At 70.2% G+C, this 18,978-nt stretch carries 16 protein-coding genes; 12 read left to right on the top strand and 4 right to left on the bottom strand.

All coding sequences use genetic code 11. The annotated features are described in order from the left end of the window. The first annotated feature begins 156 nt into the window (after window positions 1-156). Both Pla133_RS21025 and Pla133_RS21020 read left to right on the top strand, forming a co-directional pair. Window positions 157-1,881 (top strand): CRTAC1 family protein, encoded by a 1,725-nt coding sequence (locus tag Pla133_RS21025; protein WP_145068924.1) that lies wholly within the window; start codon window positions 157-159, stop codon window positions 1,879-1,881. Beyond that, complete coding sequence (locus tag Pla133_RS21020) at window positions 1,878-3,092, top strand: tetratricopeptide repeat protein (RefSeq protein WP_145068922.1); 1,215 nt, start codon at window positions 1,878-1,880, stop codon at window positions 3,090-3,092. Before Pla133_RS21025 ends, Pla133_RS21020 begins: the two co-directional genes overlap by 4 nt. A gap of 144 nt (window positions 3,093-3,236) precedes the next feature. Here the strand turns inward: Pla133_RS21020 and Pla133_RS21015 are convergent, their stop codons facing one another. The 3 genes from Pla133_RS21015 to queG form a co-directional block, all read right to left on the bottom strand. After that, a complete protein-coding gene (locus tag Pla133_RS21015; RefSeq protein WP_145068920.1) occupies window positions 3,237-4,202 on the bottom strand; it encodes a class I SAM-dependent methyltransferase in 966 nt (321 codons plus the stop codon). A 394-nt stretch (window positions 4,203-4,596) separates the two neighbouring features. Further along, window positions 4,597-4,815, bottom strand: a complete 219-nt coding sequence (locus Pla133_RS21010) for a hypothetical protein (RefSeq protein WP_145068918.1) — start codon at window positions 4,813-4,815, stop codon at window positions 4,597-4,599. Between the two features lie 433 nt (window positions 4,816-5,248). Further along, window positions 5,249-6,379 carry a tRNA epoxyqueuosine(34) reductase QueG gene (gene queG / locus Pla133_RS21005; protein WP_145068916.1) on the bottom strand — a complete coding sequence of 377 codons (1,131 nt, stop codon included), beginning with the start codon at window positions 6,377-6,379 and terminating at the stop codon, window positions 5,249-5,251. Window positions 6,380-6,508: 129 nt separating this feature from the next. On the opposite strand from queG, the gene Pla133_RS21000 reads away from it, so the two are divergent. The 9 genes from Pla133_RS21000 to Pla133_RS20960 all read left to right on the top strand — a co-directional run bounded on the left by Pla133_RS21000 (window position 6,509) and on the right by Pla133_RS20960 (window position 16,012). After that, window positions 6,509-7,318 carry a hypothetical protein gene (locus tag Pla133_RS21000; protein ID WP_145068914.1) on the top strand — a complete coding sequence of 270 codons (810 nt, stop codon included), beginning with the start codon at window positions 6,509-6,511 and terminating at the stop codon, window positions 7,316-7,318. Between the two features lie 711 nt (window positions 7,319-8,029). Then, window positions 8,030-8,902: an RNA polymerase sigma factor gene (locus tag Pla133_RS20995; RefSeq protein ID WP_145068912.1), complete on the top strand. Its 873-nt coding sequence runs from the start codon at window positions 8,030-8,032 to the stop codon at window positions 8,900-8,902. A gap of 9 nt (window positions 8,903-8,911) precedes the next feature. Beyond that, window positions 8,912-9,964, top strand: coding sequence for a zf-HC2 domain-containing protein (locus Pla133_RS20990; protein ID WP_145068910.1), 1,053 nt, complete (start codon window positions 8,912-8,914; stop codon window positions 9,962-9,964). 18 nt (window positions 9,965-9,982) lie between these two features. Next, window positions 9,983-10,687 (top strand): hypothetical protein, encoded by a 705-nt coding sequence (locus Pla133_RS20985; RefSeq protein ID WP_145068908.1) that lies wholly within the window; start codon window positions 9,983-9,985, stop codon window positions 10,685-10,687. A gap of 130 nt (window positions 10,688-10,817) precedes the next feature. Further along, a complete protein-coding gene (locus Pla133_RS20980) occupies window positions 10,818-12,305 on the top strand; it encodes an FGGY family carbohydrate kinase (protein WP_145168490.1) in 1,488 nt (495 codons plus the stop codon). 124 nt (window positions 12,306-12,429) lie between these two features. Beyond that, window positions 12,430-13,521: a GGDEF domain-containing protein gene (locus Pla133_RS20975; protein ID WP_145068904.1), complete on the top strand. Its 1,092-nt coding sequence runs from the start codon at window positions 12,430-12,432 to the stop codon at window positions 13,519-13,521. Window positions 13,522-13,551: 30 nt separating this feature from the next. After that, complete coding sequence (mamK, locus tag Pla133_RS20970) at window positions 13,552-14,634, top strand: MamK family actin-like protein (RefSeq protein WP_145068902.1); 1,083 nt, start codon at window positions 13,552-13,554, stop codon at window positions 14,632-14,634. 167 nt (window positions 14,635-14,801) lie between these two features. Further along, complete coding sequence (gene fliK / locus Pla133_RS20965) at window positions 14,802-15,713, top strand: flagellar hook-length control protein FliK (protein ID WP_419191802.1); 912 nt, start codon at window positions 14,802-14,804, stop codon at window positions 15,711-15,713. Then, window positions 15,710-16,012: an EscU/YscU/HrcU family type III secretion system export apparatus switch protein gene (locus Pla133_RS20960; protein WP_145068898.1), complete on the top strand. Its 303-nt coding sequence runs from the start codon at window positions 15,710-15,712 to the stop codon at window positions 16,010-16,012. Before fliK ends, Pla133_RS20960 begins: the two co-directional genes overlap by 4 nt. 13 nt (window positions 16,013-16,025) lie before the next feature. On the opposite strand, the gene Pla133_RS20955 is transcribed toward Pla133_RS20960, so the two are convergent. Beyond that, window positions 16,026-17,030: a hypothetical protein gene (locus tag Pla133_RS20955; RefSeq protein WP_145068896.1), complete on the bottom strand. Its 1,005-nt coding sequence runs from the start codon at window positions 17,028-17,030 to the stop codon at window positions 16,026-16,028. Window positions 17,031-17,242: 212 nt separating this feature from the next. Here Pla133_RS20955 and Pla133_RS20950 point away from each other — a divergent pair, with 212 nt between their 5' ends. Next, a complete protein-coding gene (locus Pla133_RS20950) occupies window positions 17,243-18,925 on the top strand; it encodes a B12-binding domain-containing radical SAM protein (protein ID WP_145068894.1) in 1,683 nt (560 codons plus the stop codon). Window positions 18,926-18,978 lie beyond the last annotated feature (53 nt).

The following is an 18,978-nucleotide window of genomic DNA, read 5'->3' as shown; positions in this document are numbered from 1 at the left end:
CGCCTCTCGCTGACTCCATGGACGGCCGGCCCGGATCCTCCAGGCCGGCCGTTCTCGTTCGGGACGCCTGCGCCGACCGCCGCAACTCGTTCACTGCCCGGACACGCCTCGACTCTCCGCCATCGGTACAGTTCCTGGCCCGTACGAGACCCACCGATGCACTCCATCCTTCTGATCGCTCTCCTCGCCGCCTGTCCCCAGGACGGCGAATCCGAAGCCGCGCCCGCGCCGCGCTTCGTCTCCAAGCCACTCACGATCGCCTCCGCCGAGGGCGCGCGGACGATCGGGACGACCAGCGGCGCCGTGGAGAAGAACTACATCCTCGAGGTCAACGGCGGAGGCCTCGTGCTCGGCGACTTCGACGCGGACGGGCGGCACGACCTGGTGGTGGTGGACGGCTCGACCATCGAGCGGGCGAAGAAGGGCGAGCCGGGGCTGCCCCCGCGGCTGTTCCTCGGCGACGGCGCCGGTGGCTTCAGCGAGCCCGGCGGCGACTGGGCCATGGCTGGCGCGATCTGGGGCATGGGCGGCGCCGCCGGCGACGTGGACGGCGATGGGGACCTGGACCTGATGATCACGGAGTGGGGGCCCGACCGCCTGTTCCTGAACGACGGCGGGGCCGGGTTTACGGAGACGACGGAGAAGTCCGGTCTGCGCGGGCGTGCCTGGGGCACCAGCGCGGCCTTCACCGACGTCGATCGCGACGGCGCCCTGGACCTGGTGGTGATCAACTACCTGCGCTCGACCCTCGATGACATCACCTCGGGCGAGATTGCGAGCCGCGAGAGCGGCGCCTGTCGCTGGAAGGGCTATCCGGTCATGTGCGGGCCCGAGGGGCTGAATCCGATGCACGACAAGCTCTACCGCGGAGCCGGCGACGGGACCTTCGCCGACGTGTCCGTGGCCTCCGGCTTCCGGCCCCTGAACGCGGGCTTCGGCTTGGGCGTGACGACCCTCGACTACGACGCCGACGGGGACACGGACCTCTACGTGACCAACGACTCCACGCCCAACCACCTGTGGGAGAACGCCGGTGACGGGACCTTCTCCGAGGTCGGCGCCCGGCGCCAGGTGGCCTTCGACAGCGGCGGCAAGGAGCAGGCGGGCATGGGCATCGCCGTGGGCGACGTCAACGCCGACGGCTTCGCGGACCTGTTCGTGACCAACTTCTCGGGCGAGAGCAACTCCCTGTATCTGTCGAGCCCGTCCAAGCGGGCGGGGGGGCAGCTGCGCTACGTGGAGCGTTCGGCGCCGATGAAGCTCGGTGGGCCGAGCCGCCGTTGGCTGGGTTGGGGCACGGCCTTCTTCGACGCCGACAACGACGCGGATCTGGACCTGTTCGTGCTCAACGGCCACGTCTACCCCCAGGCGGACCAAGCCGGCACCGACAGCGCCTACGCCCAGGAGGACCACCTCTACGTCAACGAGGGTGGCGATTCGTTCAGTCTGGAGGTCCTCCACGACGGCGGTCCGACGGTGATGCGCTCGGGCGCGGCGGCGGACTTCGACGGCGACGGCGATCTGGATATCGTCGGGATCGAGATGGACGGGCCGGTGCGCCTGTTCGAGAACCGCGGCGCGGCCGGGCACTGGCTGCGCGTTCAGCTCCGCGGGCAGGGCGGTAACACCCAGGCCCTGGGCGCGACGGTCGAGGCGACCGCGGGCGAGACGAAGCAACGGGCCGAGATCCGCACCGCCGGGGGCTTTCAGGCCGCGGTGCCGGCCGAGGCGCACTTCGGCTTCGGCGCAACGGAGGTTTGCGGCGAGCTGCGCGTGACCTGGCCGTCGGGCGAAGTCACCGTGCTCGAGGACGTGGCCCTCGATCGCGTGTTGGTGATCGAGGAGCCGGCCGAGGAAGCCGAGGCGGAGGGCTCCCGATGAGTGTCGCGTGGATCAGGAGTCTGGCCGTGGCCGCGGTGGTCGCGGCCGCCGCGCCGAGCGGCGAGGCCCAGGAGGACAGTGACGACGGCGTCGGGATCGGCTTCGAGCAGCACCCCGAGATCCTCAAGCGCACGCCCGACGAGTTGCCGCGCGCGAGCGGCGAGCCCTGGGCCGGTCTGTTCGAGCTGGGTTCGGACCAGGCCATCGCCGAGCACCTGGGAGAGGAGACGGTGCGCGCCCTGGGCGAGATCGAGCTGGCCTACCGCGCCTCCGACTTTCCGGCGACCCTCGAGGGCCTCTACGTGCTGCTCGAAGCCCAGCCGGACCTGCCGCCGGCACTGGTGATCCTGGGCACGACCTACTTCCGCCTGCGGCGCTACGGCGACGCGGTCGTGGCCTACGAGCGCCTGCTCGAGGTCTCACCGAGCCAAGTCTGGCGCACCCAGGCCCTGGGCCACGCCTACTACAGCTTGGGCGAGTACGAGCGCGCTCGGGACCACTACGACGCGGTGCTCGCCGCCCAGCCCGAGCCCAGCTCCGAAGCGGTGCGCGGCCTGGCCCTGGCAAACCTGCGTCTGGGCGAGGAGGACCGCGCCCTCGAGCTGTTCGATCGGGTCCTGGAGCTGGATCCGAGCAACTGGGAGGCCCAGGCTTGGATCGCCCAGGTGCGCTTCGACCGCGGTGAGGTGGATCTGGCGCGCACCGCCGCCGAGGCCGCCCGCGCCCTCGCGCCCCACGAGCCGCGGCCCTGGTACATCCTGACCAACGTGCTCTACGACCTGGGGCTCGACGAGCAGGCCGAGGCCACGGAAGAACGCTGGCGCGAGCTCGACTCCCTGGCCCAGGGCACTCGCCGCGTGCGATCGATGTTGATGTTCCAGCCGGACAGCTACGCCTTGGCGGTGGAGCTGGTGGAGCTGTGCCGCCAGTCCGGCGACCGCGCCGGCGTACGCGAGGGCTTGGACCGCATGGTCCACAACCGACCGAACGACATCCGGCAGGTGGACGTCTACATCTTCGCCCTGGACTGCCTGCAGGAGATCGGCGACCACGCGGCCGCGGACGTGGCCGCCGAGGCCCTGGCCACCGACTGCGCCGACGAGGTCGACACCTGGCGCCGCCTCGAGACCTACTACGCCATGCGGCGCGATCGCAAGCGCCAGATCGAGGCGGGCGAGCTGTACCGCCGCATGGGCGGCGCCGACCGCTGAAGGCTCTGACTGCTGAAGGCTCTGACTGCTGAAGGCTCTGACTGCTGAAGGCTCTGACTGCTGAAGGCTCTGACCGCTGAATGCTCTGACCGCTGAAGGCTCTGACTGCTGAAGGCTCTGACCGCTGAAGGCTCTGACGCCAGTTCAGCGGCGAGGTCGGCGCAACACGACGACGTCCTGGTAGTCGGCACCCTCCTCGACGATCTCCAACACGTCGAAGAAGCGGCCCCAGGTGCCCTGGATGTAGTCGGAGCGGTGGAAGACGTTGCAGATGTAGTTGCCCGAACGCTTCCAGCGGAACACCGCACGCTCGCGGCCCATCGGCTCCTCGAACGTCCGGGCGGTCACCGGCCGATCGTCTTCGTCGCGGCAGTGGCCGATCAGCCCGTGCCACAGGGCCCAATCGGGGTTCAGGGCCGACCAGGTGTGCTCGCTGTGAATCGTGAGGTAGGCAATGCCACCGGGCGCGAGCACGCGGCGCAGCTCCGCCAGCCAGCCCAACTCGAACTCGTCGATGTGGGTCAGCACCGAGAAGGCGTAGACCAGGTCGAGGGCGTGGTCGGGCAGCGGCAGGGTCGGCAGGATCGTCGTCGGAAGGGGCTTGCAGGAAGCCGAGGCGAGGTGCCGGCGGACCCACTCCACGTGGCGATGGTTGATGTCGGCGCCGAAGAGGTCGAGTCGGTCGCCCTGGGCCAGGAAGTGGCGCAGCACGCGCCCCGACGCGCAGCCCAGGTCGAGCACCGCGGCCCCCGGTGCGAGGTCCGCGCCGTGGCGGGCGAGGGTCCGACCGATCGACCACCAGTCGGTCAGGCCGCTCAGCCAGTAGTCGAAGTGCCGTTCGCCGTGGTAGCCCTCGCGGTCGTCGGGGTGCGGGAGCGGCCACGGGTCGCGGTCGACGAACTCGTCCAGGCGCTCGAGGGGCAAGCCCTCGGGTAGCTGCAGCCAGCTCTCGCCGTCGCGTTGGTCGGCGGCGCGGGCCAGGGGCGCCCGGGGCGCGCGCCCGTCGCGGATCGCCAGCAGCTGCGCCGCTTGCGGCGAAACGAACCGGCGCAGCTTCCCGAGCGCAGACTCCCACAGTTCCGCGGGACTGGAGTGTCGGGGGGGGGGCATCGTCGAGCGCGCGGGGCGGACCGGCGGGGCAGATCCTAGCCCGGTTCGGTCGCGAGGATTCGTGGCCAGTGCGCCCAACTCGTCGGCGCGCGAACGCGGCTCGGGCGTGCCGCCCGCGGACTGCGGTAGCCGACAGGGGCTCGCGCCCGACCTGCCTCGGGCGGCGCGACCACTCCCCGCGGCCGACCGGTGCCCCCGAATGCGACTCGGGGTCGCCGCTCGCGCGACGACCCCGAGGTCGCCCGGGCTGCCGGCGGCTGCGACCGATGTGCCGGTCGGTCGCAGGGGCAGGTCCGGGTTGGCCCCGAAGGGCCTCCAATCCAGAGGGACTTTCGCGGGCCAGAGGTGCCGCGGAAGCTGTGCTCAGAAGGCTAGCGGGTAGCCGTGGCGTCGATCAAGCGGACTCGGCCGAGCGGTCCTTGCGGGGGCGGCCACCCTTGGGGCGTCCGGCCTTGATGGTCTCGTTGAAGACCTCCCAGTCCTGCTCGTTGAAGAGGCGCACCTTGCTGCCGCAGGTGACGCAGTAGCTGTGTTCCATGCTCATCAGGTAGCGCATGTACTGGCCGCAGTCGTCACACCACTTGAGGTCGTTGTAGAAGTCCGTTTGATCCATGGCGCTCATCTCCTCCGTTGCTTACCCGCGTTGACGGGAGACGGAGTTGCAAGGCCGTGGCCAAGCGCGCCCCCGGCTGCTTGGCTTGGCCCGAAGTCATTGACAGGAATGGACTTGTTGCACTCAGTAGGGGCAGGTTCGACCGTCGTTGGGCAGGGCGGCGATGTTCGGCGGATTGGACGTTGGGGGTGCGTTCCAAGGGGGGTGGAGCGGTCCGGGGCGCGTGGGAGCGACTCCCGCGCCTCGAGCGGTCCGGGCCCACAGGAACCCGAAGTGTCTGTCGCCGAAAGACTTGCATCGGTCGTTGTCCAAAGGATCGGACGAGCTGAGAGCGTTGTCGATTCAGATGGACAGCCGACAATCCCGTCCAAGGGAATGGACAATGGCCTGTGAAGCCCGGGCGCAGCTCGGCAACTTGTTCCTGGGAAGGAACTTAGCGCTCGTCGGGCCGGCCGGCCTCGCCCCCGGCCCAGCGCCCGAGGCCCCTGGCGGCGTCCGGATCGGTCTCTCGCCGCGCCGCAGCCTCCAGGCGGGCGGCCACCCCGGCCTCGTCGCCGTGGGCCCGGGCCAGGCTCCAGCCCGCTGCCTCACGCACTAGAGAAGAGTCGTGCTCCAGGGCCGCGGTGAGGGCCTCGCGCCCGGCGTCGCTCGGAGCATTGCCCAGGACGGTGGCGGCGTTGCGGGCCAGGCCCTCTCGCCCCGGTCGCCGCAGGGGCGAGCCCTCGAAGCGTTCGGCGAAAGCCCCCTCGGGGATCCGCAGCCACTCGATCACCGAGCCGCCCTCGACTTCCCGGTGGGTGCCGAACAGGGCCGAGCGGTCCGGCGCCCGGTGACCCCAGGGGCAGATCTCCGAGCACACGTCGCAGCCGAAGACCCACGACCCCATCTGCGGGCGCAGCTCGGCCGGCACCGCGCCGCGGTTCTCGATCGTCTGGTAGCTGATGCAGCGGCGGGCGTCGACCACCCCCGGCTCGAGGATCGCCGCGGTGGGGCAGGCATCGATGCAGGCAGTGCAGGTGCCGCAGGAGCCCAGGGCGGGCGCGGTCGTCGGCTCGAGCTCCTCTTCCAGGAGCAGCTCCCCCAGGAAGAACCAGGGCCCGAGGTCGCGGTGCAGGAGGTTGGCGGCCTTGGATTCGAAGCCCAGGCCGGCCTCGGCGGCGTGGGAGCGCTCCAAGAGCGGTCCGGCGTCGACGATCGAGCGGGCGTGGCCGACGAGGCCCCGCTCCTTCAGGGTCCGGGCCAGCTTGCGGAGGCGCTTGCCGACGAGGTTGTGGTAGTCGCGGCCAGCGGCGTAGCGCGCCACCCGGCCCCCACCTTCCAGGCCCACGGCGCCCCGCCCGTGACCCAAGCCGACGGCCAGGATGCTGCGCCCGGCGGGCAGGACCCGGCGCGGGTCCGCGATGCGCTCGGCGTTGCGCTCGAGCCAGTCCATGTCCGCGTTGTGGCCGGCCTCGAGCCAGGCGGCGAAGTGACCGGCTGCCCTGGGCGGGCGCAGGGGGGCCACGCCGGCCAGGTCGAAACCCAGCTCGAAGCACAGTTCGAGGGCCTCCGCGGCGCGATTCACCCGCGGATCATCCGTCTCGCGTGGGCTGCTGACAACACCGGGCGTCGGCGGCCGTAGGGTCTACGCGGGCGTGGTCGCGCTAAGCTGCTCGCGCGATCCGCCCCCAGATCCCCCGAACCGCCCCGAGACATGCTGCTTCCCCTGCTCATCGCGTCCCTGCTCGCCGCCGACCCGGTCTCGCTCCAGGGGGAGACTCCGACGACGACGGCGCCGGCCGCGTCCGCGGCCCTCCAGCGCTCGCCCCTGGTGACCCTGCTCCTGCAGGCCCACGGAGGTCAGGAGCGGGTCGAGGCCCTGAAGGGCGTGCGCTTCGAGCTGACCCAGGTGACCATGCCCGCGCCGACCGAGGCCGATCCGGAGCCTGCTCCGGTGTCCGCCGAACCCGTGCGCTTCTCGATCCAGTACGCCGGCGACGGCGGTCGACTGGTGCGCCTCGAGCAACGGGCTGGCGAGTCGGACCTGGTGCGCTTGGCCAGCGGCGGTGGGGCCTCGGTCTGGATCGACGGCGAGGCCCGCTCCAGTGCCGAGCTCGGGCTCGAAGCCCAGGGCATGGCGGCCGAGATGTTCGTCGTGCTCGATCTGGTCTGGGGCATGGTCAACGGTCAAGTCGTCTCCGAGCCCAGTGGCCGCAAGCGTCGCGACGATGTCGACTACCTCACCGCGCGGGTGACTTTTCCCCCCAGCCGCAGCGTTCCGTCGATCTACCTGCTCTACGTGAATCCCAAGACGGGGCTGGTGGACCGCGCCGACGTGTTCGACGAGAAGTCCTTGCGGCGGATGGCCACGATCAGCTTCGGCGGGTACGTGGCCCTGGACGGCCCCCAAGTGCCGACCCAGATCACCTTCAGCGACCGCGACAAGCGACCCCTTGTGCGCTGGGAGCTGAGCGGGGCGGAAATCAATCCGACCTGGCCCGAGGGGCACTTCGAGCGGCCCTGATCCGCGAGTCCGAGCCGCAGGCCTGATCCGCAGGCCTGATCCGCAGGCCTGATCCGGCAACCGGGTCACCGAGCTCGGGCTGACGTCCCGGGGTGCGGCCCTCAGTCGCCGCAGACGAGCAATCTGGCTCGACGCCCGAGCCCCGCGGCGCGCACGGAATCGCCGCCCTCGGCGCGGCGGGGCGTGGGGGCTGAATTCGTCCCCGCCCGCCGATCCGTCGAGCCCGGAGAGCGCAGTGACAGCGCTCCGCCGTCACCGATGTCGCGGCCCTAGGCCGGGCCTCCGCGCGAGTTACCGGGCCATTCCGCCGATCCTTCCAGAGCGGACGCAAGTCCTTGCCTGATCGCAGGCGCCCTCGCGGCCTGTTCCCGCCGATGGCTCGTCCTTCGGTCCCTTGCAGGCCCGGCGTTCGGGTGCAGTGTGCGGGGCCGCTCATCTGTTCGTGCCCACCTGTGAGCGCGGTCGCACCCCGGCGATCCACGACTTTCAGGGAACCCCTTGCGGCGGTGGCCGTTGCGCCACGGCGCGATGAAGGGAATGTTGGGCTAGACTTCGACGAGGCCCCCGTGGGCCTGACTCCTTTGACTGTTCCCCAAGGGGATCACCCCGATCCCTAGTCGCCGCGCAAGACCGACCGTTCCGAGACGCCTCACTCAGAGGCGCATTCCCCCGGAAGATCGACCCCCGCGCGGGCTCCCCAGGAGACTCCGCTTGAGCCAGGGAATCCACCCCGAGCGACGCACCGCGCAGACGCCGGACGCCACCGAGCGTTCGACCCTGCGCGTCCGCGTCGAGGAACTCGTGGGGGAGATGGACGCGGAGAGCATTGGTCCGTTGCTCGTGATTGTCGACGACCACGCGCGCACACCGGAGAACGTGCGTGACGCGGTGTCGACCAGGTTGATGGAGCTGTTCCGCCTGACCCAGGGGCGCAGTTGTTTCGGCTTGCTTTACGAACTCAACCGGACCCACCTGCTCGGGCAGGTCGCCCAGCGGTTGCGGCGGTATCAGAGCCGCGCCGACCCCAACGACCTGTTGCAGGAAGTGTTCTTCAACATCTACCGCTACCCACGTCGATTCGACGCCACGCGCGAGGACGCATTCCGCGTCTGGACCGCGACTATCGTTCGCAACACGGTGCTCAAACACCTGCGATCGTTGGGCCGCAGCGGCCGCGCCGAGGTCCCTTTCGAGGACCTCTCCGAGCACCCCGAACAGGTTGGCCATGGGCCGCTCGTGGGTGCCATCGAACGGGAAGCCGAGGGGGAGTGCCAGAAGGTCTATCTGGTCTACCTGCACCTCTACCTCGAGTTCTACAAACAGCTCTCCGATCGCGAGCAGCGCGCGCTGCACATGGTCGAGGTCGAGGGGGCCAGTTACCGCGACGCCGCCGCGGAGCTCGAGATCAAGCTCGAGAACCTGAAGATGGTCATCTTCCGCGCGCGTCGAAAGATCTATCGCGCCATGCGACGCGTCTTCGACGGGCTCCCTCCCGACCTGCGCGCCGCCCGGCAGCCCCGCACCGAGGCCTCGACGTCCTCCGACAAGTCCACCAGTCCGCGCACGCCCACGCGCGCTACCTGATCGTTTTCGATGAAGCCCATCCGCAGTACCCCTGAATCCTGGGCCAGCGACGGCGAAGATCCCTGCGCCGACCTGCAGCTCCAGCTCTCGATGCTGGCCGACGGCGAGCTCGACGAGGTCGTCGCCGCCCGTGCGGTCGCGCAGCTCGAGACCTGCCCCGAGTGCCGCGAGTTCTTCGACGGCATCCGGGCCCAGGTCGAACTGAACCGTGCGCTGCACGATCCCGAACGACTGGCCCTCAACTACGCGGCGCTGGTCGGCGGTGAGCTGCCCCGGGACCTCGAGACCCGTCAGCTCGTGCACCGGCTCGTGTCGATCTTCTACCAGCTCGGCAAGGCCTACACCCTGGCCGCGATCGACCCCGGATATCGCACGCGCGTGTTCGAGCGCGCCGTCTCCGTCGAGCCCACGCGAGTCCACGGGCGTGGGTTCGTCGACGGCGTCGCCCACCGCTCCGGCGGTCCGCTGGGCGGCTTCGACTGGCGCGACAAGCGGCGTCTGCTCAACGGTGCCCTGGAGAGCATCGAGGAGCCCCTCGAGAAGGGCCGTCGCCTGCTCGACGAGGCCCTGGCGATCGAGCCGGACTTCGAGCACGCCCTGCTCTACCTGGCCTTCATCGATCTGCACGAAAAGAAGGTGCTCAAGGCGGCCAAGCGCTTCCGCGAGGTCTTCGAGACAGCCATCGATCCCGGCAGCCGCGGTCACGCGGCGGTGCAGCTCGGCAAGCTCCACACTGACGAAGGCGAGTACCGCGACGCCCTGCTCTGGTTCCGCTGGATCGGGATTTCGGGCCTGGCGGACCTCGACTCGCGCTTCTTCTTCGTGCGCTTCAACATCGGCCTGTGCCATGCGCACCTGCGCCGCGCGGATCGGGCCATCGAGGCCTTCCGCGGCATGCTCGATCGCTACCCCGACCGCGTCGGGGAACTGGTCGGCTTCTTCGCTCGCTCGAAGGAGCTGCAACGCGTGATCGACTCCCAGCCCGGTTTCACCGACGAGCTGGTTGCGCGCTGCCCCGAACTCTTCCAACCGGTCGGCGAAGTCGCTGACGAGACCCACTGATCCGCGGAGGCTCCAAAGATGAAGACCCACCGCCACACGACTCGACTTCAGCGCCTCGCGGGCGCGACCCTCATTGCGGCCCTCGCGGCCGGCTTGGGTACCACGGCACTCGGTAGCGGGGGCTCGGCTTCCGGTATCGGCGGCGACGGCATCGGCGGCGATGATGGTGCCGGCAACGGCGGCATCCAACTGCTGAGCGAAGCGATCGGCTCCCTGCCGGGTTTCTGGGTGGATGACGAGGCGACCCTGGTCAAGCTCCCGGCCGAGCTCGACGAGAGCCAGCAGTTCGACATGCACCTGGAGATCCTTGTGCCGGACAAGAAGCTGCACGACCTCTTCGCCTCCGCGGCCGGGCAGGGCTATGCGCTGCTCTCGCTGCCCCCGACGGATCCGGGCATGACGCGTGTGCGTATCTACGGCGACGTCGACGTCTCGCTGCTGCGCACCGAGCTGCAGAAGGCCCAACCGGAGATCGCCATCCAGTACGGCGCCGAGAACATCGACGCCCTGGCGACGATCCTCTGGAACGGCGCGGTGATCAGCCAGTACGGCGTCAACACCGCCGTCGAGGCCCTCTCGGTGCCGGTCAACACCCACGGCTTCCTCAGCACCGTGGTCGACACCCCGGCGAAGCTGTACCTCTACTCACCGACCTCGGGGCTCAGCAAGGCGCTGATCTCGGGCGGCGGCGGCACGGTCGACTTCAGCCTCGTCGACCTGTAGGTCCCGAGGAGCGAGCCGGCGGCGAGAGCTCCCCGGCGAGTCTCCAAGCCCAGCGGGCCCCGCGCCGATCCCAGGATCGGCGCGGGGCCCGCTGCCGTCAGGGGGACGGTCTCGGTAACCTCCCGGGGCCATGGCCCAACCGACCCTGATCGCGATCGACGCCGGAACCACCGGCGTCACCTGCCTGCTCTTCGACACGCAGCTTCGACCCCTGGCCCGCGCCTACCGGGAGTTTCCCCAATCCTTTCCCCAGCCCGGCTGGGTGGAGCACGATGCGGGCGAGATTCTGGCGGCGGTCGACGAGACCCTCAGGGAGGTGCTGGCCCACCCCGAAGCGGCGGACGTGCGGGCGATAGGCGTCACCAACCAGCGCGAGACCGTCTTCGCCCTGGATCCGGGCGCGGGCGAGGCGCTGTTGCCGGGGATCGTGTGGCAGGACCGACGCACGGCAGCCCGCTGCCGCGAGCTGCGCGCCACCGACGCGCTGGGCTTGGTGCGAGGGCGCACGGGGCTGCTCCTGGACCCCTACTTCAGCGCCACCAAGATCGAGTGGCTGCTCGCCAACACACCGCACCTGCGCGAGCGCTGCGAGGGAGGCGGAGTCGTCTTCGCCACCGTCGACGCGCTGATCGTGCAGCACCTGACCGAGCAGGACGTGGTCGCCACCGACCCGACCAACGCCTCGCGCACGATGCTGTTCGACATCGATCGAAAGCAGTGGGATCCCGAGCTGTGCGCCCTGTTCGGGCTCGAGGTCGACTGGCTACCCGAGGTGCGCCCCTCGGTGGGAGACTTCGGCGTCACGTCGCGCTTCCTCTTCGACCGTGAGATCCCGATCCGCGGCGTGGCTGGCGATCAACAGGCGGCGTTGGTTGGTCAGGGCGGATTGGCAGCGGGCGACTTCAAGACGACCTTCGGGACGGACAGCTTCCTGTTGCTCAACACTGGAGCAGAGCGTCGCGACAGTGAGAGCGGCCTGTTGACGACCCTCGCGGTGGGGGCCGACGGCAAGGCGACCTATGCCCTCGAGGGCTCGGTGTTCATGGGCGGGGCGATCGTGCAGTGGTTGCGCGACCAGCTCGGCGCCCTGCCGGACGCGGCCTCGTCCGAGGTCGTGGCGGCAAGCGTCCCCGATACCGGCGGCGTGACCTTGGTCCCCGCCTTCACCGGGCTCGGCGCGCCCTATTGGGACCCCGACGCTCGCGCGGCCGTGCTCGGGATGACGCGCGGCACGACCACCGCCCACGTGGTGCGCGCCGGGCTCGAGGCCATCGCCTTCCAGAACGCGGAGCTGATCGAGTTGCTGCGGGCCGAGACCGCCGCGCCCATCAACGAGGTTCGCGTCGACGGCGGCGCCAGCGCCAACGACCTCCTGATGCAGATGCAGGCCGACCTGGCCGGAATCGCGGTCTTGCGCCCGAGCGAGGTCGAGGCCACGGCCCGCGGCGCGGCTCTGCTCGCGGGGCTGGGAGCCGGGGTCTGGCCCGACGCCAGCTCCCTCCCGACCCTGCCGTTCGATCGCTTCGAACCGGCTCTCAGCGCTCCCGAGCGCGCGTCGCGGATGGCGGGCTGGAAGGCGGCCGTGGCCCGCGTGCTGACCACGGGCGGGGGCCATTGAGCGATCCCCGCCTCCTTCCAAGTCGGGTCATGGGTCGGTCACGGGGTCGGAATTGAGGACTTCGGGCCCCGCCGCCGACTATCCTCTCCCGACCCGGACAGCTCCGATCCGGGACGACGACCCGATGGCCGATCCCGCTGACCTCCCCTTCGCCCAGTCCAAGGGGCTTTTCTCGCCCGACGAGATGCGTCGGCTGATGCGCTCCGAGCTGGCGCGCGCCAAGCGCTACGGTTTCCCGCTCACCTGCCTGGTGGTCGGGATCGATCGGCTCGAGGCGCTCCACGACCTCTACGGGGTGGACTCGAAGTCGGCCATCTACCGCTCGGTGCTCGAGTTCCTGCGGCGCGAGAGTCGGGCGGCGGACATGGTGGCGAGCCTGACCGGCGACCGCCTGATCCTGATCGTGCCCTACGTCGATCGGGTCGGCGGGCTGCGCCTGGCCGAGCGGATGCGGGAGGGCGCCCGCAAGCTCGACTTCGCCAGCGACAGCCGAGCGCTCCAGGTAACCCTCAGCGTCGGGGTGGCTCATGCACGCACCCGCGAGCCCGAGGCCTACGACTCCCTGTTCCGCGCGGCCGACGACTGCCAGCGCCTGGCGGCGACCGGCGGCGGCGACCGCGTGGTGGACGTGGACGTGCTCGACGCGGCCCGGGACCGGCCGGCCGGCGACCGGCGCGCGGGCGACTCGCCGGAGCGGATCGAGCACGAACGGCGCCAGCGCGCCGATGGGCCGCCGGCCGATCCCAACGCCGTGCAAGTCCCGACGCCGTCCAACCCCCTCGCCGGCCTGGATCCCGCGGACCTGATGGAGGTCGTGCGCGACGCCCTGGGCCAACTCGGCTTGGATGCGGCGGCGTTGGCCCAGGCCCAGGCCGCCGCTCAAACCGCGGCCCCGCAGCCGAGCCCCGCGGCGGCGGCGACTCCCGCGGCCAAGACAGCGCCCGGCGAGGACCGCTCCGAGGAGCTGGATCTTCAAGATCGCCGGATCTCGAAGCTCGCGAAGGCCGTTCAGGCCATGCAGGAGCAGCTCGCGTCCCTGGCCCGCGGAGCCGGCGGCGACGCGGGCGTCGCGAGCATGGGCAAGGTCTTCGGCGCCCTCGAAGCCGCCGCCGGTGGCGGCGAGGGCGACGATCGCCGCAAGGAGCTGATGGGCGCACTCTTCAAGGCCAACATGGCGCTGCAGAAGCGCCGTGCGGCCGCCGACGATGGCGCGTAACGCGTCACGGGCACACCTACGAATCGATCCATGAGCACCAAGAAGAGCGAGGGCGGCGCCCACAAGGGCATCCTCTACCTCGGCATTGATCTGGGGACGTCGCGCTGCGCCGTCGTCGGCAGCAACGGTATCCGCGACGCCGTGGCGTCCTACGTCGGCTACCCGAAGGACGTCGTCTCCAGGAAGGCCCTCGGCGTCGACGTCCTGTTCGGGGACAAGGCGATCGAGAAGCGCATGTCGGTGGAGCTCTACCGCCCCCTGGCCAAGGGTGTGCTGAAGACCTCGCTCGACGATGGCGACGACGCCAAGAACGGCGGCGGTCAGGGGGTCGAGGGCAACGCGCGCGCGGCCAAGGACCTGATCGAAGAGATCGTTCGGCGCGCCAAGCCGCGGCCGGACGAGCTGGTCTACGCCGTGATCGGCGTGCCGGCGGAGGCTTCGATCAAGAGCAAGGAGGCCCTGCTGGACGCGGCGCGCTCCACCGTCGAGGCGGTGATGCTGTGCTCGGAGCCCTTCGCGGTGGCCTACGGCATGGACATGCTCGAGGACGCGCTGGTGGTCGACATCGGCGCCGGCACGATCGACTTGTGTCGTATGCACGGGGCGATGCCCGACGAGGCGGACCAGTTGACGCTGAACTGCGGCGGCGACTTCGTCGACGAGAAGCTCGCCGAGCGCATCCGCAAGCGCCATCCCCAGGCCCAGTTCTCGATGCAGATGATCAAGGGCCTCAAGGAGAAGCACGCCTCGGTGCTCGATCCGCCGTCCCCCGCGATCGTGCAGTTGCCGGTGGACGGCAAGCCCACGCGCTTCGACCTGGCCGAGGACATCCGCGGGGCCTGCCTCGAGATCGTGCCGCCGATCGTCGACGGCCTGGCGAAGCTGATCTCGAGCTACGACCCCGAGTTCCAGGACAAGCTGAAGCAGCGCGTGCTCTTGGCCGGCGGCGGCAGCCAGATCATCGGGCTCGACGCTGCGATCGAGGCCGCGATGGTCGAGCGCCTGGGTCAGGGCAACGTCGTGCGGACCGAGGAGTCCCTCTACGGCGGCGCGATCGGCGCGCTCAAGATCTCGAGCGACATGCCGGACGAGTTCTGGGAACAGATGAGCTGAGCTGGGTCCCGCTGGGGGGCCTGCGGACGAGTCGCCGGCGGGGACGCTCAAGCGGCGCTGGAACCCGCCGATGACGGGGATACCGGCCCCCGCCGGTTCCCATGCCGTCACCCCTAGGCACTCCGCCCCCGACCCCGCCCTCCGGTTCGTCCCCGGTCCGGCCCGTCGTGAGCGTCTTGGCCCAGCTCTTCTCGAAGGGCCAGCAGGGCCGCGCGGCCGGAACGCCGGTCGCTCCCCGGATCCCGCTGCCGGCCAGCCTGTTGGCGGCCTTGGGGCCCGGCTCGAACGCGCCGGCCTGGGCCCAGGCCCTGGCGAACCTGCGCGCGCCCCACGCGGACCTGGGTCAGGCGCTGACGCACCTGGTCCAGCACCTGCGGGCCCAAGGCGGGCGCGACGGGGCCACTCGGGCAACGGCAGGCCTGGAGCGCGTGCTCGCGCGATTTGCCTCGATGGGCGACCTGGACGGACCGGGTCTGGCCGAGCGGGTGGCCGGAGGCGGGGTCCTGCTCGAGGCGCGCCTGGCCCAGGCCGCCGTCGCCAAGGCAGCCGGCAAGGGACCCAACTTGAGCCAGCTCCTCGACCTGAAGGCCGAGCTGCTGCGGGTCCTGGCGGAGCTTCCGCGTGGGGAGGCCCGCGACTCGGTGCGCCGCTCGCTGGTCGCGATCGAGGAGCAACAACTGCACAACGTCGCCCGGGCGGAGCATGGCGAGGCGCCCCTGCTGGTCGTCCCGATCCCCGATGGCGAGGCTTGGACCACGGCCTGGATCCAACGCAGGGATGACGACGGCGAGGGGGGCGATCGCGAGGACGAGGGCTCGTCGCGCCTGACCATCGGGATCGACTTCAGCGCACTGGGGGCCATCCGCGCGGACCTGACCCTGCGGCCCGAGAGCCTGTGGATCCGTCTGTCCGTGGCGCGCCCGGAGGTGCTCGAGGCCTTGGAGCGTGGGCTGCCGAATCTGGTTGCGGCGCTCGAGCGTGACGGACGGCCGACCCACCTCCAGGTCGTACTCGCCGACGCCCAGACCCTGGCGGCTCCGGCCCCCGTCGTGGACGGCCAACTGGACGTGTCGGCGTGAAGGACGAGGTCCGCCTCGGCTCCGGCGAGGAGCGCGCCCGCGCGGTGGCCCTGCGCTACGCCCAGGGCTCGGCCGGGGCGCCCAAGGTCGTGGCCAAGGGCGCCGGCGACGTGGCCGAGCGCATCCTCGCGGTGGCCCGCGAGAACGGCGTGCCGGTGCGCGAGGACGCGGACCTCGTAGCCCTGCTCGGCGCCTGCGAGCTGGGCGACGAGATCCCGGTCGAGATGTTCACGGCGATCGCGGAGCTCCTGGTGCACCTGTACCAGCTCAACGAATCCCTGCGGCCGGCCGCGGGCTGAGGTTCGCGCGCCCTCAACGCTCGAGCCGCGCGTCGAGGGAGTCGAGCCGGCGCAGCACCGTGCGCAGACTCTCCAAGGTCTGGGTCTGCTCGGGCTCGGTCCGTTCGACGACCACCGGCCCGTCCGCCCGCCCCGGGTCGCGCAGAGCGAAGCCGATCTCCTGCTCGCGCTGGTAGTCGTCCCCGGCCCGCTCGACCATGCGCGCCAGGGCCGTCGTGACCGAGCCCGCGTAGTAGTAGCGGCCGACATCGCGCACGACTTCCTCCAACGGGTAGTCGAAGCCGGGGGAGGCACGATCGGCTGCGAGGCGCACTTGGATCTCGTTCAGCACCTCCTGCCGCGCCGCTCGCATGGTCTGGTTGATCAGCTCGTAGACCTGCTGGCGCCAGATGTTCTTGTCGACCGACAGGCGCGCACCTTCCACGCCGGTGGCGATGGTCGACAGGATCGACTTGGTCGCGACCGGCGTCATGGCGGCGGCGGTCGCGTCCAGGCCCAGGTCGACCCAGTCCCAGATGAGGTTGGAGACCCCGGGGCCCACGACCAGTTGTTTCTCGAACTGGAAGTAGGCGTCGTCGACCTCGGTCAGGAGGTCGTACAGCACCCGATCGCGATGGCGCTCGAGGCTCGCCAGGGCGGCTGCGGCGGCCTGCGGCTCAGTGGCGGAATCGAGCTCCGCGAGCAGTCGCTCGTAGCGGGCGTAGTAGTGCCGCTCGAGCCGCCGCTCGAAATTGGCCGTGGTCTCCTCACCGTCGCGCTCCGGCAGGGGCCCGTAGTCGAATCCGCGCCCCCGCACTTCGCGCAGCACCTTGGGGGCGGTCGGGGTGCCCCAGCCGATCTTCTGGCCCGTCTTGCAGCCGGCCAGGCCGCCGAGGGCCAGCGCCAGGCAGAGGCCGGCCAGGAGGGCGCCGCGCAGGACCCGCGACGGCGCGCAGGCGGTTGGATCGAGCGGTGCCGGCCGGGATGCCGTGCTCCGCCCTAGCATCGACAGGGGGGGCCAGATCGAGCGGTTTCTCATGCAACCGAGGCCGGGGGGATTCTTTCGGACTCCATACCGACGCCGTAATCGGCAGGTCACGTTAGTTTGTGTGTGACGAACGACTCCGGACGCCACTCGCGCACCCACGCGACCCGGAAGATCCTTCCTACCTCGGCCCGATCTGCCACGGGCCGCCCCCTTTTCTGCCCCTCCCCCCCCGGTCGGACTCAGGTCCGGAACCCCTCGCACCCATGATCCATGCTCGCAAGGGCAAGATCGTCCTGTACCAGCCCCAACAGGTCGACAGCTCCATAGGGCCCCGTTCCAGCGGCGACATGATCCCGCTGGAGATGCTCCAGATCGCGGCCTGGCCCGATCGCGAGGGCTACGAGATCGTCATCATCGACGGGTCCCTCTATCCCCAGGCGGAGGCCCACCGACTGGCTGTGGAGGCGGCCCAGGACGCCATGCTCTTCGGGGTCACGGGCATCCTCGGGTTCATGGTCAAGGACGGCTACCAGTGCGTCCAACGCCTGCGCGCGGTCAACAAGCGCATCAAGGTCGTGGCGGGGGGCTGGTTCGCCAGCGTGCGGCCGGACCTCCTGCTCAAGACGGGCCTCTACGACGGAGTCGTCATGGGGCAGGGCGAGCAGGCCTTCCGCGAGATCGTGGAGGCCACGGCCGCTGGCGAAGCTTGGGACGACCTGAAGAGCGTCGCGGTCTGGAAGGACGGCGACGTCTACAAGAACGAGAAGCACCCGGTGGTGGGTTTCGACCAAGTCCTCGACCCGGCCTGGCACCTGCTGGACTTCGAGCCCTACCGGGCGCTGCAACTGGACCCGGACAGCCACAAGCACATCCTGCGGATGCCCTCGCCGGAGCGCTTCGGCAAGCGCAAGCCCTACGTCGGCATCACGTTCTTCTCGAGCTTCGGCTGCCCGGAGCCCTGCAAGTTCTGCTGCTCGCCCTTCGTGACCAACCGCCGTTGGAAGGCCATGACCGGCGCGCGCATCGTCGACAACCTGGAACACCTCAAGGAGCGCTGGGGCTACGACGTGGTGCGCTTCCACGACGCCAACTTCGGCGTGCTCGAGAAGCGCGTGAAGGAGTTCACCAGCGAGTTGCTCGAGCGCGAGCTCGACATCAACTGGAACTGCTTCATCGAGACCAACTCGATCCTGCGCTACGACCCGTCGACCCTCGACGCCATGGCCGCCTCGGGCATGCACCTGGCGGAGATCGGCGCCGAGACCGGGACCGACGAGTTCATGAAGGAGCAGATCGGCAAGCCGATCTCGGGCGACGACAACGTCAACGCCACCTACGAGATGGAGCGGCGCGGGATCGAGTGCTCGGTGACCTACATCATCGGCTACCCGAAAGAGGACAAGAACAACATGCTGGCGACCCTGGACCAGGCGCGACGCGCCCAGGCCGTGGCGCCCAAGTCCTCGATCACCGTCTGGCCCTACCGGCCGATCCCGGGCACCGAGATGTGGGACCAGGCCATCGAGCTGGGCTTCACCGCCCCCGACGAGCTCGAGCACTGGGGCTCCCTGGGTGAATACCACCTGCACGAGACCTGGCCCGGACGCATCCCGCCGGAGGTGGCCAAGGTCAGAAAGCTCTATTGCCACTACCAGACCCTCGCCCGCGGGCTCGTGCGCAAGAAGGTCGGTCTGTGGGAGAAGCTCGCGCGCTGGCGCCTGCAGTCGGGCAACTACAAGTTCGGCGAGGTCGAGGCGAAGCTCTTCGACGTGTTCATCCGCGTCTACAAGAAGGTCTCGAAGGACGAGGGCCTCTCGCGCTCGTGGGTGGATCCCGGGCACAAGACGGGCACCTCGGGCAACGAGAACGCGGCCAAGATCGACCAGCGCGAGGTGGTTTCGAGCGTGACCACGGGTGACTACGTGGGGTCGGGCTCCGAGCGGTAGGAGGTCTTACGGGACGTACGGTGCCGGGACCATTTGTCCCACGCCGGGGGGGG

It is taken from the genome of Engelhardtia mirabilis (assembly GCF_007748095.1).
In the GTDB taxonomy this organism is placed as follows: Bacteria; Planctomycetota; UBA1135; order UBA1135.
The sequence above is the reverse complement of the archived record's forward strand: the minus strand, read 5'-3'. Positions and strand labels throughout refer to the sequence as shown.

Coding starts and splice junctions, on each gene's coding strand:
- Pla133_RS21025 (WP_145068924.1), top strand. CDS start 157: ATGCACTCCATCCTTCTGATCGCTCTCCTCGCCGCCTGTCCCCAGGAC.
- Pla133_RS21020 (WP_145068922.1), top strand. CDS start 1,878: ATGAGTGTCGCGTGGATCAGGAGTCTGGCCGTGGCCGCGGTGGTCGCG.
- Pla133_RS21015 (WP_145068920.1), bottom strand. CDS start 4,202: ATGCCCCCCCCCCGACACTCCAGTCCCGCGGAACTGTGGGAGTCTGCG.
- Pla133_RS21010 (WP_145068918.1), bottom strand. CDS start 4,815: ATGGATCAAACGGACTTCTACAACGACCTCAAGTGGTGTGACGACTGC.
- Pla133_RS21000 (WP_145068914.1), top strand. CDS start 6,509: ATGCTGCTTCCCCTGCTCATCGCGTCCCTGCTCGCCGCCGACCCGGTC.
- Pla133_RS20990 (WP_145068910.1), top strand. CDS start 8,912: ATGAAGCCCATCCGCAGTACCCCTGAATCCTGGGCCAGCGACGGCGAA.
- Pla133_RS20985 (WP_145068908.1), top strand. CDS start 9,983: ATGAAGACCCACCGCCACACGACTCGACTTCAGCGCCTCGCGGGCGCG.
- Pla133_RS20980 (WP_145168490.1), top strand. CDS start 10,818: ATGGCCCAACCGACCCTGATCGCGATCGACGCCGGAACCACCGGCGTC.
- Pla133_RS20975 (WP_145068904.1), top strand. CDS start 12,430: ATGGCCGATCCCGCTGACCTCCCCTTCGCCCAGTCCAAGGGGCTTTTC.
- mamK (WP_145068902.1), top strand. CDS start 13,552: ATGAGCACCAAGAAGAGCGAGGGCGGCGCCCACAAGGGCATCCTCTAC.
- Pla133_RS20955 (WP_145068896.1), bottom strand. CDS start 17,030: ATGAGAAACCGCTCGATCTGGCCCCCCCTGTCGATGCTAGGGCGGAGC.
- Pla133_RS20950 (WP_145068894.1), top strand. CDS start 17,243: ATGATCCATGCTCGCAAGGGCAAGATCGTCCTGTACCAGCCCCAACAG.